A 13,946-nucleotide genomic window follows, 5' to 3' on the forward strand; every position below is an offset into this window, starting at 1 on the left:
CGTTCGGCCATGCGCGCTCCAGTCGCGAAGGCTGCGGCACTTGATTGGCGTAACGCCGATTTGTCAATCGACCCTGGCGCGAGTTTCGGGCCTACCAGCGAAGCGCCCATCGGCCGACCAGCGCGCCAATCGCGGCCAAGGCCAGAACGCCCAGGCTGTACCAGAGCGCGATGAAGGTGAAGGTGTGCTCCGGACAGTGCAGGCCATAGACGGTGGCCACCACGCCGCCGGAGAACAGCCCCATGGCGAACCCCGCCAGGCCCGGCCGGGTCGGCGCTGTCCCGCGCAGCGTCCATAGACCCAATCCCAGCATTGGCAGGCCCAGCAGCAGGATGCGCGGGCTGCAGGAGCGCCATGAGTGGCCGTGGAGCATCTTCAGCGCGGCCTGCACATCGGGACTGACCAGCGCCTGGTACACCCCCGCCGCCACGCAGAGCGCGAAGATCGCCGCGCCCAGCATCCAGCCGCGTCGCCCCGATCCTTCGGGCCGCGACAGGCGTTCGACCGCCATGTAGCCCGCCGCGCCCAGGGCGGCGGTATAGACCGCCTTCATCCAGAACATCGGACCCAGCAGCGCCTGCGCCAGATCCTGGCGCGTCCCCAGCCAGGCCAGCACCAGAACCAGCGCCGCCAAGGCGCCCAAGGCCGCCACCAGGGCGAGCCGGCGGGGCGGGGCGGGGTCGCGCGTCCCCTCCGCATCGCGGGCCAGGGCGTCGATCAGGTCATCCGTCCGCACGGCGCATCCTTTCAGCCAGGGCCTTCAAGGCCCGGTGCAGGGCGACCTTCGCCGCGCCTTCCGACATGCCCGCCCGCGCGCCGGCTTCGGCCAGCGAGAGTCCCGTCAGCTTCACGTCGCCGACCAGCCGCCGCTGCCGTTCGGGCAAGCTGGCCAGCGCCCGGTCCAGTTCCAGACCCACGCCGGGATCGGGCTCTTCGGCCGCCAGGAAGTCGATGTGATCCTCGATCGGCAGGGTCTGGCGAACGCGTCGACGTCGCCAGTGGTCGATCAGCTTGTAGCGCGCCACCGCATGCGCCCAGGCGGTGAACGACTGGGCGCTATCCCATGTCGACCGCTTGAGATGCACCGCCAGCAGCGTTTCCTGCACAAGATCCTCCACGTCTCCGGGCGCGCCGCTCATGCGCCGCGCGAAATAGGCGCGCAGCCGGACGCCGAGCAGGGCCAGACACGCGCGGTAGGCGGCGGCGTCGCCGTCCAGCCCGCGCAGCATCAGCGCCTTCAATCGGGTTTCGGTGTCCGTCACGCCACCCCCTGATCCGCGCGAGAGAGCCCAATGGTTACATGCTGTCGCCTCGCGCCGAAAAGGGCGGTCGGCGGCGTCGTGAAATTTTGTTCGCCGACCGGTGTAACCTTGGCCGCCCGGTCTCCGTACTTCCCCATCGACCGGGCGGCGAGAGGCCGCTTCGGCGCGAACCCACCAAGGAGAGCCTCCATGACCCGCACCGCCACCACCCTCGCCCTCGCCGCCGCCCTGGCCCTTTCGGCCGGTGTCTCGATCGCCGCCGCCGACGAGCACAAGGCCGGCGCCAACACCGAAAAGTGCTACGGCGTGTCCAAGGCCGGTGAGAACGACTGCAAGGCCGGCGCCGGCACCTCGTGCGCGGGCACCTCGAAGGTCGACTATCAGGGCGACGCCTGGAAGATGGTCAAGAAGGGCGCCTGCACCACGATCAAGACGCCCAAGGGCATGGGTTCGCTGACGCCGAAGGCCTAAGCGCCAGCCTCTGGTTCAAACCCCGTCACTCCCGGCCGCCCCGAAGCAGGCCGGGAGTGACGCGCCTTGAAGATCGCTCGATGACCCCCACCGCCGGCCTTGGCCTGAAATCGCAGCACTATGACGACGCGATCATCTGCGACGCCGACGGTCTGTGGTTCGAGGTCCATCCCGAAAACTACATGTCGGCCGGCGGCCCGCGCCTGACGGCGCTGGAGGCGGTGCGCGAGCGTCATCCCGTCTCGCTGCACGGCGTAGGCCTCTCCCTGGCGGCTGACGCCGACCCGGATCCCGATCACCTGCGCGCCTTGAAGCGGCTGGTCGATCGCTTTGAGCCGTTCGTGGTGTCCGAGCACCTGGCCTGGTCGACCCATCGCGGCGCGCACCAGCCCGATCTCTTGCCTTTCCCCCGGACGCGAGCGGCCCTCGATCGCATCTGCGACAATGTCTGCCGGATGCAGGACGCCCTGGCGCGCCGCGTTCTGATCGAGAACCCGTCGCTCTATCTGCCGCTCCAGGGCCATGCGATGGACGAGGTCGCGTTTCTGAAGGCCCTGGTGACGCGCACCGGGTGCGGCCTGCTGGTCGACGTGAACAACGTCTTCGTCAGCGCCAGCAATCTGGGCTACGCGGCCGAGAGCTATCTCGACGCCCTGCCCGCCGAGGCGATCGGCGAAATCCATCTGGCGGGACATGCGCCTGACCCCGGCGGCTCCGGCCTGCTGATCGACACCCACGGCGCGCCCGTCGCCGATGCGGTCTGGGCGCTGTTTGAGCGGCTGATCCGCCGGATCGGACCACGCCCGACCCTGATCGAGCGCGACGACGACATCCCCGCCTTCGCCACCCTGCTGGCCGAGCGCGATCGGGCCGCCGACGTGCTGGCCTCGGTCAAGACCGTCGAGCCTCATCATGTCTGACCTTCTGACGTTCCAGGACGCCTTTGTGGCGGCGCTGTCGGGCGATCGCGCGCCGCTGTCGCCCTGGCTGCCGGAGTCGCAGGCCGACGCACCGGGTCTTGCGGTCTATCGCAACACCATCACCAAGGGCTGCGTTGACGCCTTGGCGGACAATTTTCCGACCGTCCGCGCGATCGTGGGCGAGGAATGGTTCACCGGAGCGGCTGTCCTGTTCTCGCGCGAGTCTCCGCCCGAGCATGCGGCGCTGCTCGACTACGGCGCGGCGTTCCCGGCGTGGCTGGAGCGGTTCGAGCCCGCCGCCGATCTTCCCTACCTCGCCGGCGTGGCCCACCTCGACCGCCTGTGGACCGAGGCCCTCTTCGCCGGCGAGGCGGCCCCGCTCGAGGCGGCCGCGCTGGCGTCGCTTCCGCCCGACGCCCTGGCGGCCGCCCGCGTCAGGCTCCACCCTAGTTTGCGGCTGGCCAGCTTCGACGCGGGCGTGCCCGGGCTCTGGCTGGACCTGCGCGCAGGCGCCGAAGCGCTAGAACTGGCGGAGACGCCCCAGACCCTGCTGCTGATCCGTCGCGCCGGAAGCGTCAGCAGCCGCATCGCCGACGAGGGCGAGGCCGCCTTCCTCCGCGCCTGCCGCGACGGCGACACGCTGGGCCGCGCCGCTGAGCATGCGGCGAAAGCCCAACCCTCCTGTTCCATCCCCTCCCTTTTCGCCGCCCTGATCGCCGACGGCGCCTTCAGTGGCCTAGACCCGGATCGTCACACATGACCGCCACCCAAGCCTCTTGGCGCGCTCCCTTCGTTCACCTGGCCCAGATCGCCGAAAAGCTGTTGCCCGAGGATGTCCTGGCGCTGGTCGCGCGCCTCGGCGTCGCGGCCATCTTCTTCCAGTCGGGACGCACCAAGGTGGACGGCCTCCTGCACATCACCGATGGGACCTATGCGCTGTTCGAAACCGAGTATCACCTGCCGCTGATCCCTCCCGTATGGGCCGCGTACGCCGCGACCTATTCGGAGCACCTGTTCTCGATCCTCCTGGTTCTGGGCCTGTTTACCCGCGTCTCGGCCCTGGCCTTCCTGGGCATGACCGCCGTGATCGAGATCTTCGTCTATCCGGACGCCTGGCCGACCCACCTGTCCTGGGCGGGGCTCCTGCTCTTCTTGATCGCCCGTGGCGGGGGCGCGTTCAGCCTTGATCGCGTCGCGCGACTGCCCTGAACAACACACGCCCTGCGACAATTCGCCTCAAGCGAGAGACGTTATGATGGATGCCCGTTAAGGGTGTTTTTGCCCCTTGGGATCATTGTTCCCAGAACGCTGTTCACATTTCAGGGGTGCGACGTGGGCAAGCACGAGACTACGTTCAGGTTTCAGGACGCAGCGGTTCTGATCGTGGACGAGAACGCCGGCTTCATGGATCTCACCGCGCAGATCCTGATGGGCTTCGGCTTCCGGAAGCTGGAGCGGCGCGGGCTCAAGCACGCCCAGACGGCCGCCGGCTTCGACCCGGACCTCATCATCCTGGACCCGTTTCCCGACCTGGAGGCGGGCCTGCGGCTGATCGAGGATCATCGCCGCCGACAGTCCGCCAACGCGCCCCCAGCGGTGGTGATCGTGGTGACGGGTCACACGCCCCGCCCCCTGATCGAACAGGCGCGACGGGTCGGGGCCGACTACATCGTGGCCAAACCCTTCTCCGCCAACACTCTGCTGGATCGCATCCTGTGGAGCACGTCCTCGGTGTTCGCTAATCTCGCATCGGCTGAGACCGACGCCGAGGACGCCGCAGACGCCGGGGACGACGCCTATCGGGCGTCGATCCAAGGCGCGACAGCGGCGCTGCTCCAGTGAGCGCCAGTCGCCTGACCCGCTTTGCCGACCTGCCGGGCGGAATCGACCCGCAGACCGCCCTGCTCCGCGCGCAGACGAACATCGAGGCGTATCGCGGTTCGGCGATGGCGCTGATCGATCAGGCCATAGACGCCCTTGTCGCCGCCGGACCGGCTATCGATGCGCGCACGGCGGCGCGGCTGGCCGAAAGCGTCCGGTCGCTGGCGGGCATGTTCGGCCTATCGGTGCTGGAGCAATCGGCCGGCGGGCTGTGCGACATGATCCGGGCCCTCATCGAGCGCGGGGCATGGGACGCGACCGCCGTGCGGATCAACGTTCAGGCGCTTAAGCTCATCCGCCAGCACGGCGACAGCGAGGACCTCGGAGATATCCTGGAGGGCCTGCGCCAGTTGGGAGCCAAGGCGGCCAAGAACCAGCCAGGCTGACCTCCCGCGCCGCTCGCCTAGAGCAATTTTCCGATCTGTTTGGACCGGAAAAACTTCGTCGGAAGACGCTCTCGCTTAGTGCAGGGTGGGGCCGCGCGGGATGGGGCGGCGCCACAACTGGCTGGTCAGCGCGTTGGCCAAGCCCACCCAGCCCAGGTCCGGCGCCGTGCCGCCGCCGACCTTGCGCGCTTCCAGAGCATACGCCGCCGAAGCCGCCAGAGAGGCTGTCGCGGCGCCAAGTTGGCCGCCGACGCGCTTGGCGCCCAGGCCCAGCCACAGGGCGTTGAAGCCCTGCACGAGGCTCCAGATCGTCAACGCCCGCGTGCGGGCGGGGCTGGACGGCGCGTTCCAGGTGCGCAGACCCGACAGGGTCATGGCGATGAACAGCGGCGGCAAAAGAAGGCTGGTCAGCGGCTTGGGCTGATGCGCCACCGGCTCATGCATCTCGGCGAACTCGACGGCGTACATCTCATCGTCCAGAGCCCGCTCATGGCGTCGACCCATGATCATGGCGGCGATGATCGCGCCACCCGCCAGGGCCGCCCCGAGAGCCACTTGGCCCACCGGATGATGACGCTCGCCCTGGTCGAGCTCGAACGCCTCGCGACCGGCCAAGGCGCGGTGTCGCGCGGTTCCATTGGCGATATGCATGCGGCGCTCCCTATGAACTCTATGGGTTCAAACAGTCCAGTTCAGCCTTGGTTCCAGGCCGCTCCGACCGCTCCAAAGGATCATGACCGGATCACGCTTGCGAGGCAAAGGCCAGCCCCCACCGAGAGGGCTGGACTGTGGGGCGATCACAGGGGACTTTCGCCCATGACCATCAACATCCGCGCTGCTCGGTCTGAGGAGTTGTCCGCCATACAGGCGATCGAGGCCGCTTCGGGGCTGCGGTTCGTCGGCCTGATGGACGCTATCGCCAACGACGCCCCAACCTCGCTTGAGCTTTTGGCCGCTCGCCAGGCGGCGGGCCAGCTTCTGGTCGCAGAGACTGACGCCAGCGGCGCTCCGACACTTGCCGGGTTTGCGATGTTTCGGCCGCTCGAGAAAAGCCTCTACATCGAACAGGTCGACGTGCTGCCGGCCTTCGAGCGACAACGGATCGGCGCGACGCTGATCAACGCGGTGGCAAGTCAAGCGCGCGCCATCGGCCTTCTTGGGCTGACCTTGTCGACATTCCGAGCGATCCCGTGGAACGCGCCCTACTATCGACGCCTCGGGTTCGCCGACATTGAGGACAGCGCCTTGACGCCCGACCTGACGGCGATCCGTCGCGAACATCAGGCGCGGGGGCTCGATGAAAGCGCCCGCGTCTTCATGGCGAGAACGCTTTAAGCCGGCAGCTCGCCCATCGCCGATTGAAGGTAGTTCGCCTCGCCCAGCGACTTCACCAACGACAGCTGGGTTTCCAGGAAGTCGATGTGCTCCTCGGTGTCGCTGAGGATCTCGCGGAGCAGCTCGCGGCTGACATAGTCCCGCGCCTGCTCGCACTGGATGATGCCGGGGATCAGGGTCTCACGGCCGGCCAGCTCGACCTGCAGGTCGCTGTTCAGGCACTCGGGCACGGTCTCACCGATCTTCAGCTTGTGAAGGTCCTGAAGGTTGGGAAGCCCCTCCAGGAACAGGATGCGGTTGATCAGCATGTCGGCGTGCTTCATCTCGCCGATCGACTCGTCATAGGTGATCTTGCCCAGGCGCTTGAAGCCCCAGTTGTCGTACATCCGAGCGTGCAGGAAGTACTGGTTCACCGCCGTCAGCTCGTTGGTGAGCACCGCGTTGAGCAGTCGGATGATGCTGGGATCGCCCTGCATGGCGGCCTCCTTAGGCGTCTGGGATTCGCGTTGGCGGCGACCGTGGGGCAAGCGCAAACGGCGTTCAACCTGAATGTGTGCAAGTGTTTCGCGGTCTCACGGAATTCGGCGAGAACGCTTCTTGGTCGCGAAAACCTTCGCGCGACGGGGACTTACTCGGCGGCGTAGGCCAGCGCTTCGCGGCTTTCCTGGATCATCTGCCGCATCTCGCACACGCACTTGGCGCACTGGGCCTGACAGCCCTTGTGGCGGAAGATATCGGCCGGCCGCGTCGCGCCCGCGTCGATGGCGGCGCGGACTTCGCGCTCGCGGATGCCGTTACAGTTGCAGACGTACAAGGAAAGAACGCCTTACCCGATTGAGTGTCATTCTCATCTAGCGCAGGGCGACGGCTTTTGCAACTGACTCTCACTCTGGTTCGCAGCGACAGGAGGTCGCAAGCGGCGGCGAATTGGCCTAAAGCGACGGCATGACGCTCGACTGCCGCCTCTATCTGATCACGCCGCCCACGCTGAATGACCTCGCCGCGTTTGGTCGCCAGCTGGCCCAGGCGCTTGACGGCGGCGACGTGGCCGCCCTGCAGATCCGCCTCAAGGACGCGCCCGACGCGGTGGTGGCCGCCGCCGTGGACGCACTCGCGCCGATCGCCCAGGCGCGCGACGTCGCCGTGATCCTCAACGACCGCCCTGATCTCGCCGCCCGGCTTCCGGTGGACGGCGTCCATGTCGGCCAGTCCGACATGTCGTGCAAGGACGCCCGCAAGCTGATGGGCGACCGCATGGTGGGCGTGACCTGCCACGACAGCCGCCATCTGGCGATGGAAGCAGCCGAGGCCGGCGCCGACTATGTCGCTTTCGGCGCCTTCTTCCCGACCACGACGAAGGACGCCCTCACCAAGGCCGAGCCGGACATCCTGACCATCTGGCAGGAGACGATGGAGATTCCTTGCGTGGCGATCGGCGGGATCACCGCCGCGAACGCCGCAGGTCTCGCCCAGGCGGGCGCGGACTTCCTGGCGGTGTCGGCCGGCGTCTGGTCTTACCCCGAAGGCCCGGACGCCGCCGTCGCCGCCCTGAACGCCGCCATCGCCGAGGGCCTTGCCGCCCGCGTGGCCGCCCGTAAGTAGTTCCAGGTAACGCCGGTCTCTTGTGACGCGCCGCACATCGTCCTAGCGTCCTCCCAGCGAACAAAAGCAGGGGGAGACGCTGACATGAAGCGGCTCGTAGTGTGTTTGCTTAGCGTACCGATCCTGGCCCTCGGCACGGCCGCGATCGCGGAAGACTGGAAACTGGCTCCGGGCGAAACCAAGACCTATTACGACGCGGAGTTCAGCCGGGTCGACCAGTCCACCGGGCTGATCGTCACCCGCATCGCCGAGGGCAAGGCCAACGGCCCCTACAAGAACTGGCCCGCCTCGAAGGGCCCCATCCTGATCTTCGCGCTCGACTGCGCGGCCGACAAATGGATGGACCTGGGCATGGACTTCGACGGATCCAAGGGCCTGCCCAAGGGCTGGCGCAAGGAAGGCAAGATCGACGACATCTCCGGCGCCGTCGGCAAGGCCGGCAAGCTGCTCTGCGAGACCAAGGACAGCCTGCCGAAGGTCGACCTGCCCTAAATCTCCGATCTCCCCGGCGAATGCCGGGGAAATCGGTGTTTCTGGCGGCCGAAATCCCCGTTAAGCCTGCCGAATCAACGGCGCCTTGCCTTCCGCGCGTTCGGCGACTAGGTTCCGCGCCCGTTCTTTCACACCGTCGACCTACCGCTCCGCCGCCGGACTTTCCGGCGGGCGTCGACGGCTTCTTGAGGATAGCCCGCCCGTGCCCACGCCCTCCGCCCTGCTCAACGTCATGATCGAAGCGGCTCGGAAGGCCGCCCGTGGCCTGGCTCGTGACTTCGGCGAAGTCACCGAACTGCAGGTCTCCAAGAAGGGCGCGGCGGATTTCGTCACCAACGCCGACATCAAGGCCGAACAGACCCTGTTCGAGCTGCTGACCAAGGCGCGTCCGGGCTACGGCTTCCTGGGCGAAGAGCGCGGCATGGTCGAAGGCACCGACAAGACCCACACTTGGATCGTCGACCCGCTGGACGGCACCACCAACTTCATGCACGCGATCCCGCACTTCGCGGTGAACATCGCCTTGCAGCGCGAGGGCGAAGGCATCGTCGCCGGCGTCACCTACAACCCCATCACCAACGATCTGTTCTGGGTCGAAAAGGGCAAGGGCGCCTTCCTCGGCGCCGAAAAACGCCTGCGCGTCGCCGCGCGTCGCCAGCTGGACGAAGCGGTCCTCGCCACCGGCGTGCCGTTCGCCGGCAAGCCGGGCCACGGCCAGTTCCTGAAAGAGCTGCATCAGGTCAGCCAGAAGGTCGCCGGCGTCCGTCGCTTCGGCGCGGCCTCGCTCGATCTGGCCTGGGTCGCCGCCGGTCGCTTCGACGCTTTCTGGGAGCGCAACCTCAACAGCTGGGATGTCGCGGCCGGCGTGCTGATGATCCAGGAGTCGGGCGGCAAGATCACCACGATCGACGAGAACGATCACGACGTGGTGCAGGGCAAGTCGATCCTGGCCAGCAATCAGGACCTCCACCCGCAGATCCTGGAACGCCTGCGGGCGGCTTAAGGGAACGTCACAAGCGCCCCCTCCACCGCGGAGCCTGTCCTTGGGCGCGCGCTTCGCGCGACCCGGGGGCGGTCCCCCTCCCCCGCTTCACGGGGGAGGATGGGCCGATCCTCCTCACCCGCATCGCGGGGAGGTGGCGCGGCGCGGATACGCGCCGTGACGGAGGGGGCGTTCCCCTCTAGCCAAACCGTCACATCCGCGCGCTAAATCGCGGTCCATGACCCTGCTGACCCGTCGCGCCCTGACCACCGCCGCCCTCGCTGGCACGTTCCTGCCGGGCCTCGCCCGCGCCCAGAGCAAGAAACCGATCGTCATCGGCCACCGCGGCTGCAGCGGCGAGCGGCCCGAGCACACCGCCCTGGCCTACGAGCGCGCCATCGAGCAGGGCGCGGACTTCATCGAGCCGGATCTGGTTCCCACCAAGGATGGCCATCTGGTCGCCCGCCACGAGAACGAGATCGGCGGCACGACCGACGTCGCCAGTCGCCCCGAGTTCGCCGCGCGCAAGGCCACCAAGACGATCGACGGCGAGCAGGTCACCGGCTGGTTCACCGAAGACTTCACCCTCCCCGAGCTGAAGACCCTGCGGGCCCGCGAACGCCTGCCGCAGCTGCGGCCCGCCAGCGCAGCCTTTGACGGCCAGGCCCAGATCCTGACCTTCGAGGAAGTCTCGGCGATCGCCCAGGCGGGCTCCAAGCGCACCGGCCGCACGATCGGCGTCTATCCCGAACTGAAGCACCCCACCTACTTCGCCGCGATCGGTCTGCCGACCGAGGATCGCTTGGTGGCCAAGCTCAAGGCCGCCGGCCTCAACACCGCGACCGCGCCGGTCTTCGTGCAGTGCTTCGAGGTCGGGCCGCTCAAGCGTCTGCGCGCCAAGACCGCCGCGCGGCTGGTGCTGCTGGTCGACGCCGAAGGCGGGCCGGCGGATCAGCCGAGCGTCAAGTACGCCGACCTGATCACCGCGCAAGGACTGAAGGACGTCGCCGTCTATGCCGACGGCCTGGGCCCGAACTGGAAGCTCGTGGTCCCCAATGACGGCCAAGCGCTATTGCCGCCCACGGATCTGATCCGAAACGCCCACGCAGCGGGCCTGGCCGTGCATCCCTGGACGGTGCGGGCCGAGAATGCGTTCCTGCCGGGATCACTGCGCCGAGGCGACGCCGCCCAGCCGACCTTCCTGGCCCAGCATGGCGACGTGGAGGCGGTGCTCAAGGCGCTCTATGCGGCGGGGGTCGACGGCGTATTCAGCGACTTCCCGGCCGCCGCAGTCGCCGCGCGCGGCTGATCAAGACGGACCGCTCCTGGCTCTTGCCTAAGCGCCGCGCGCCGGTGCAGCGTGCGCGCCTTCGAAGCCGCCTGCGAGAACCGCCATGAAGATCCGTCACGCCGCCTCCGCCGCTGCGCTCGCCGTCGCCCTGGCGGTTCTTGGCGCCCCGGCCCTGGCCTCGCCCGGCTCCGAGGCCCTGGACCGCGTCGCCGTCGACTTCGTGCGCCTGACGCTGGAGGCGGGCGAGCGGGAGCCCGGCTATGTCGACGCCTATTACGGCCCCAAGGACTGGCAGGACGCCGCCAAGGCCGCGCCGCGCCCGGTGTCGGTGCTGCGCAAGGAAGCCGACCGCCTGCAGATGCTGCTGGCTAAGGTCCCCGATAAGGACCTCACGGCCGACCAGCGCCGTCGCAAGCTGTTCCTGCGCGGCCAGTTGAAGGCGGCCCAGACGCGCCTGGCGATGATCGCCGGCGACACGTTCAGTTTCGAGGACGAGGCCGAGGGCCTGTTCGGCGTGCGCCCGGTGCTGAAGCCCCTGAAGAGCTACGACTCCGTCCTGGCGCGCCTGGAAAAGATCGTGCCCGGCCAGGGCGATCTGGCGGCGCGCGTCGATGCGTTCCAGAACCGCTACGTCATCCCGACCGATAAGGTCGGCGCGGTGATGGAGGCGGGCATCGCCGCCTGCAAGGCCAAGACCGAGCAGCACATCAAGCTTCCGCCCGGCGAGCGCTTCGACCTGGAGTTCGTCACCAAGAAGCCCTGGAGCGGCTACAACTGGTACAAGGGCGGCGCTCACAGCCTGATCCAGATCAACACCGACCTGCCGATCTATATCAGCCGCGCGCTCGATCTGGGCTGCCACGAGGGCTATCCCGGCCATCACGTCCTGAACGCCCTGCTCGAGCAGAAGCTGACCAAGGAAAAGGGCTGGGTCGAGTTCAGCGTCTATCCGCTTTTCTCGCCGCAGTCGTTCATCGCCGAAGGCTCGGCCAATTTCGGAATCGAACTGGCCTTCCCCGGCAAGGCCAAGACCGCCTTCGAGCGCGACAGGCTCTACCCGCTGGCGGGCCTGGATCCGAAGACGGCCGAGGCCTTTGACGAACTGCAGCAGGCCAAGGCCGCCCTCGCCAGCAGCGGCAATACGGTCGCGGCCCTCTACCTGTCTGGCAAGATGACCAAGGAACAGGCCGTCCAGGCGCTGATGAAATACAGCCTGTACTCGCGGGGCGCCGCCGAGAAGCGGGTGTCGTTCATCGAGACCTACCGCTCCTACGTCATCAACTACAATATCGGCCAGGACATGGTGCGCGACCACGTGCTTCGCGCCGGCAAAACCGAAGACGCCCGCTGGAAGGCGATGGAGCGCCTGCTCAGCGAGCCGACGACGCCGGCGGATCTGAAGCGCTAGCCTTCCACTCCTAAGCCGCCTCGACCCCAAACTGGAGACGCGCCAGACGCGCATAGAGGCCGCCCTTGGCGAACAGCTCCGCGTGCGCGCCCTGTTCGACGACGCGACCTTCCTCCATCACCACGATGCGGTCGGCCTTGAGCACGGTGGCCAGGCGGTGGGCGATGACGAGGGTGGTGCGGCCTTCCATGGCCGTGGCCAGGGCCTGCTGAACCAGCTGCTCGCTCTCAGCGTCGAGGGCGCTGGTGGCCTCGTCCAGCAGCAGGATCGGCGCCTCGCGGACCAGGGCGCGGGCGATGGCCAGACGTTGCCGCTGGCCGCCCGACAGGGTCTTGGCGCGCTCGCCGACGGGCGTATCGAAACCCTCGGGCAAGGCCGACAGGAAGCCGGTGGCCTGGGCCGCTTCGGCGGCGGCGCGGACCTCTTCGTCGGTGGCGTCAGCGCGGCCGAAGCGGATGTTGTCCATCGCCGAGCCCGAGAACAGCGGCGAGTCCTGGGCCACCAGGGCCATGCGGGCGCGCACCTCGGCGGGTTCGGCGTCGCGCAGATCCACGCCGTCCAGCAGGATGCAACCGCTCTGGGGGTCGTAGAAGCGCAGCAGCAGCCGCAGGACGGTGCTCTTGCCCGCCCCTGACGGGCCGACCAGGGCCACGGTCTCACCGGGCTTCACGCGGAGATCGAAGCCGTTCAGGGCGGGCAGATCGGGCCGTCCCGGATAGGCGAAAACCACATTCTCGAAGGCGATCTCGCCGTGGCCCGGAACCGGCAGCGTCTTTGGCTTCGGCGGAGCGGCGATGTCGGGCTTGGCGTTGAGCAGTTCGGAGATGCGGTCCATGGCGCCCGAGGCCTTCTGGACGTCGCCCCACACCTCGCCCAACGCGCCGATCGAGCCGGCGGCCATCACCGCCAGCATGGCGAACTGGGCCAGGGTGCCGCCGGTCATCTCGCCGGCCAGCACCAGACGGGCGCCGGTCCACAACAGCAGGGTGATCCCGCCGAACGCCAGGGTGATGACCATGGCGGTCATGGTGGCGCGAGTGGTGATCCGGCGGACCGAAGCCTTGTAGGCGTCTTCGACCGCCGCGCCGAACCGCGTCGACGAGGCCGACTCGCGCCCGAACGCCTGTACGGTCTCCAGCGCGTCCAGGCTCTCGCCCGCATAGCCGACCGCATCGGCGAACTTGTCCTGAGCAGTGACGGTCAGCTTGCGCACCCGGCGGCCCACCAGAAACATCGGGGCCAGGATCACCGGCACCATCAGCACGATGAAGCCGGCCAGCTTTGGCGAGACCACCGCCATGGCGGTGAGACCACCAATCAGGTTGAGGATGTTGCGCAGGGCGATCGAGATCGACGCCCCGACCAGTTGCTCCACCAGCGCCACGTCGGTGGTCAGGCGCGACAGGACCTCGCCCGTGCGTGTCTTCAGGAAATAGGGCTGATCCAGGCTCAGCGTGTGGCCATAGAGCTTGCGCCGAAGATCGGCCACCACCCGCTCGCCCAGCCGGGTGATGAAGAAGAACCGCAGCGCCGTCGCCAGGGCCAGCACCAGGGCGACCGCGCCCAGGCCGATAAAGGCGCTGTTGATCGCCGCGCCCTGGCCCTTGGAGAATCCGTGGTCGATGACGTTCTTGAAAGCGTAGGTCAGGCCCAGCGTGGCGGCCGTCGAGAACAGCAGGAAGAAGCCGGCGGCCAGCCCGTCGCCCTTGTGGGCGATGACGAACGGCAGCAGATGCGCCAGGGGACGGATGTCCTTGCGACGCGGCCGGCGGGCCTTGGCCTCGGCCATGCCCTGGACCAGCTCGGCCCCCGCGCCGGGGCGACCTTCGACCTTCTGGTCGCCGCTGTTCGCGTCAGTCATCAACAGTCCCTTGCCAAAATCGCGCGGGTTCTTTATAGCCGCGCGTCTTCGAGGG

The 13,946-nt window shown here is 68.0% G+C and carries 18 protein-coding genes and 1 pseudogene; 12 read left to right on the top strand and 7 right to left on the bottom strand.

The window, feature by feature from the left end; genetic code table 11:
• Nucleotides 1-91 precede the first annotated feature (91 nt).
• Together nrsF and CSW63_RS20015 are read right to left on the bottom strand one after the other, a co-directional pair.
• A complete protein-coding gene (gene nrsF, locus CSW63_RS20010) occupies nucleotides 92-736 on the bottom strand; it encodes an anti-sigma-F factor NrsF (RefSeq protein ID WP_062098943.1) in 645 nt (214 codons plus the stop codon).
• Nucleotides 723-1,262 (bottom strand): sigma-70 family RNA polymerase sigma factor, encoded by a 540-nt coding sequence (locus CSW63_RS20015; RefSeq protein ID WP_062098941.1) that lies wholly within the window; start codon nucleotides 1,260-1,262, stop codon nucleotides 723-725. The genes nrsF and CSW63_RS20015 overlap by 14 nt, the downstream gene beginning before the upstream one ends.
• Before the next feature lie 189 nt (nucleotides 1,263-1,451).
• On the opposite strand from CSW63_RS20015, the gene CSW63_RS20020 reads away from it, so the two are divergent.
• The 6 genes from CSW63_RS20020 to CSW63_RS20045 all read left to right on the top strand — a co-directional run bounded on the left by CSW63_RS20020 (nucleotide 1,452) and on the right by CSW63_RS20045 (nucleotide 4,920).
• Entirely contained in the window at nucleotides 1,452-1,733 is a 282-nt protein-coding gene (locus CSW63_RS20020) for a DUF2282 domain-containing protein (RefSeq protein ID WP_062098938.1), read from the top strand.
• A gap of 80 nt (nucleotides 1,734-1,813) precedes the next feature.
• The gene (locus CSW63_RS20025) at nucleotides 1,814-2,653 is read left to right on the top strand and encodes a DUF692 domain-containing protein (protein WP_062098937.1); all 840 of its coding nucleotides are present in this window, start codon (nucleotides 1,814-1,816) and stop codon (nucleotides 2,651-2,653) included.
• A complete protein-coding gene (locus CSW63_RS20030; RefSeq protein ID WP_062098935.1) occupies nucleotides 2,646-3,413 on the top strand; it encodes a DNA-binding domain-containing protein in 768 nt (255 codons plus the stop codon). The genes CSW63_RS20025 and CSW63_RS20030 overlap by 8 nt, the downstream gene beginning before the upstream one ends.
• On the top strand, nucleotides 3,410-3,862 hold the full coding sequence (locus CSW63_RS20035; RefSeq protein ID WP_062098933.1) for a DoxX family protein: 453 nt from the start codon (nucleotides 3,410-3,412) through the stop codon (nucleotides 3,860-3,862). The genes CSW63_RS20030 and CSW63_RS20035 overlap by 4 nt, the downstream gene beginning before the upstream one ends.
• A 123-nt stretch (nucleotides 3,863-3,985) precedes the next feature.
• Complete coding sequence (locus CSW63_RS20040; RefSeq protein WP_062098931.1) at nucleotides 3,986-4,495, top strand: two-component system response regulator; 510 nt, start codon at nucleotides 3,986-3,988, stop codon at nucleotides 4,493-4,495.
• The gene (locus CSW63_RS20045) at nucleotides 4,492-4,920 is read left to right on the top strand and encodes a hypothetical protein (RefSeq protein ID WP_062098929.1); all 429 of its coding nucleotides are present in this window, start codon (nucleotides 4,492-4,494) and stop codon (nucleotides 4,918-4,920) included. Before CSW63_RS20040 ends, CSW63_RS20045 begins: the two co-directional genes overlap by 4 nt.
• Nucleotides 4,921-4,995: 75 nt before the next feature.
• On the opposite strand, the gene CSW63_RS20050 is transcribed toward CSW63_RS20045, so the two are convergent.
• A complete protein-coding gene (locus tag CSW63_RS20050; RefSeq protein ID WP_062098927.1) occupies nucleotides 4,996-5,571 on the bottom strand; it encodes a tryptophan-rich sensory protein in 576 nt (191 codons plus the stop codon).
• Between the two features lie 165 nt (nucleotides 5,572-5,736).
• On the opposite strand from CSW63_RS20050, the gene CSW63_RS20055 reads away from it, so the two are divergent.
• Nucleotides 5,737-6,255 carry a GNAT family N-acetyltransferase gene (locus tag CSW63_RS20055; protein WP_062098925.1) on the top strand — a complete coding sequence of 173 codons (519 nt, stop codon included), beginning with the start codon at nucleotides 5,737-5,739 and terminating at the stop codon, nucleotides 6,253-6,255.
• Here the strand turns inward: CSW63_RS20055 and bfr are convergent.
• Together bfr and CSW63_RS20065 are read right to left on the bottom strand one after the other, a co-directional pair.
• Nucleotides 6,252-6,731 (bottom strand): bacterioferritin, encoded by a 480-nt coding sequence (gene bfr, locus CSW63_RS20060; protein WP_062098923.1) that lies wholly within the window; start codon nucleotides 6,729-6,731, stop codon nucleotides 6,252-6,254. The two genes, CSW63_RS20055 and bfr, sit on opposite strands and share 4 nt — an antisense overlap.
• 152 nt (nucleotides 6,732-6,883) lie before the next feature.
• Nucleotides 6,884-7,069, bottom strand: a complete 186-nt coding sequence (locus CSW63_RS20065; RefSeq protein WP_010921096.1) for a bacterioferritin-associated ferredoxin — start codon at nucleotides 7,067-7,069, stop codon at nucleotides 6,884-6,886.
• Between the two features lie 131 nt (nucleotides 7,070-7,200).
• Here CSW63_RS20065 and thiE point away from each other — a divergent pair, with 131 nt between their 5' ends.
• The 3 genes from thiE (at nucleotide 7,201) to CSW63_RS20080 (ending at nucleotide 9,352) form a co-directional block, all read left to right on the top strand.
• Nucleotides 7,201-7,857 (top strand): thiamine phosphate synthase, encoded by a 657-nt coding sequence (gene thiE, locus CSW63_RS20070; RefSeq protein WP_062098921.1) that lies wholly within the window; start codon nucleotides 7,201-7,203, stop codon nucleotides 7,855-7,857.
• A gap of 84 nt (nucleotides 7,858-7,941) precedes the next feature.
• Nucleotides 7,942-8,349 carry a hypothetical protein gene (locus CSW63_RS20075; protein ID WP_062098920.1) on the top strand — a complete coding sequence of 136 codons (408 nt, stop codon included), beginning with the start codon at nucleotides 7,942-7,944 and terminating at the stop codon, nucleotides 8,347-8,349.
• 202 nt (nucleotides 8,350-8,551) lie between these two features.
• Nucleotides 8,552-9,352: an inositol monophosphatase family protein gene (locus CSW63_RS20080; RefSeq protein ID WP_062098918.1), complete on the top strand. Its 801-nt coding sequence runs from the start codon at nucleotides 8,552-8,554 to the stop codon at nucleotides 9,350-9,352.
• 11 nt (nucleotides 9,353-9,363) lie between these two features.
• Here CSW63_RS20080 and CSW63_RS24230 read toward each other — a convergent pair.
• A pseudogene (locus CSW63_RS24230) lies at nucleotides 9,364-9,453 on the bottom strand (hypothetical protein); the annotation flags it as partial.
• 116 nt (nucleotides 9,454-9,569) lie between these two features.
• On the opposite strand from CSW63_RS24230, the gene CSW63_RS20085 reads away from it, so the two are divergent.
• Together CSW63_RS20085 and CSW63_RS20090 are read left to right on the top strand one after the other, a co-directional pair.
• Entirely contained in the window at nucleotides 9,570-10,640 is a 1,071-nt protein-coding gene (locus tag CSW63_RS20085) for a glycerophosphodiester phosphodiesterase (protein WP_062098916.1), read from the top strand.
• Nucleotides 10,641-10,725: 85 nt separating this feature from the next.
• A complete protein-coding gene (locus CSW63_RS20090) occupies nucleotides 10,726-12,030 on the top strand; it encodes a hypothetical protein (protein ID WP_062098914.1) in 1,305 nt (434 codons plus the stop codon).
• Nucleotides 12,031-12,040: 10 nt separating this feature from the next.
• On the opposite strand, the gene CSW63_RS20095 is transcribed toward CSW63_RS20090, so the two are convergent.
• Nucleotides 12,041-13,894 carry an ABC transporter ATP-binding protein/permease gene (locus CSW63_RS20095; protein ID WP_168193699.1) on the bottom strand — a complete coding sequence of 618 codons (1,854 nt, stop codon included), beginning with the start codon at nucleotides 13,892-13,894 and terminating at the stop codon, nucleotides 12,041-12,043.
• Nucleotides 13,895-13,946 lie beyond the last annotated feature (52 nt).

The sequence above is a fragment of the Caulobacter sp. FWC26 genome, from assembly GCF_002742645.2.
GTDB lineage: Bacteria > Pseudomonadota > Alphaproteobacteria > Caulobacterales > Caulobacteraceae > Caulobacter.

Bases quoted from the DNA above. Each gene is read 5' to 3' on its own strand.
- bfr (WP_062098923.1), bottom strand. From the start codon at position 6,731: ATGCAGGGCGATCCCAGCATCATCCGACTGCTCAACGCGGTGCTCACC.
- CSW63_RS20085 (WP_062098916.1), top strand. From the start codon at position 9,570: ATGACCCTGCTGACCCGTCGCGCCCTGACCACCGCCGCCCTCGCTGGC.
- CSW63_RS20055 (WP_062098925.1), top strand. From the start codon at position 5,737: ATGACCATCAACATCCGCGCTGCTCGGTCTGAGGAGTTGTCCGCCATA.
- CSW63_RS20035 (WP_062098933.1), top strand. From the start codon at position 3,410: ATGACCGCCACCCAAGCCTCTTGGCGCGCTCCCTTCGTTCACCTGGCC.
- CSW63_RS20090 (WP_062098914.1), top strand. From the start codon at position 10,726: ATGAAGATCCGTCACGCCGCCTCCGCCGCTGCGCTCGCCGTCGCCCTG.
- CSW63_RS20020 (WP_062098938.1), top strand. From the start codon at position 1,452: ATGACCCGCACCGCCACCACCCTCGCCCTCGCCGCCGCCCTGGCCCTT.
- thiE (WP_062098921.1), top strand. From the start codon at position 7,201: ATGACGCTCGACTGCCGCCTCTATCTGATCACGCCGCCCACGCTGAAT.
- CSW63_RS20050 (WP_062098927.1), bottom strand. From the start codon at position 5,571: ATGCATATCGCCAATGGAACCGCGCGACACCGCGCCTTGGCCGGTCGC.
- CSW63_RS20075 (WP_062098920.1), top strand. From the start codon at position 7,942: ATGAAGCGGCTCGTAGTGTGTTTGCTTAGCGTACCGATCCTGGCCCTC.
- CSW63_RS20030 (WP_062098935.1), top strand. From the start codon at position 2,646: ATGTCTGACCTTCTGACGTTCCAGGACGCCTTTGTGGCGGCGCTGTCG.
- CSW63_RS20025 (WP_062098937.1), top strand. From the start codon at position 1,814: ATGACCCCCACCGCCGGCCTTGGCCTGAAATCGCAGCACTATGACGAC.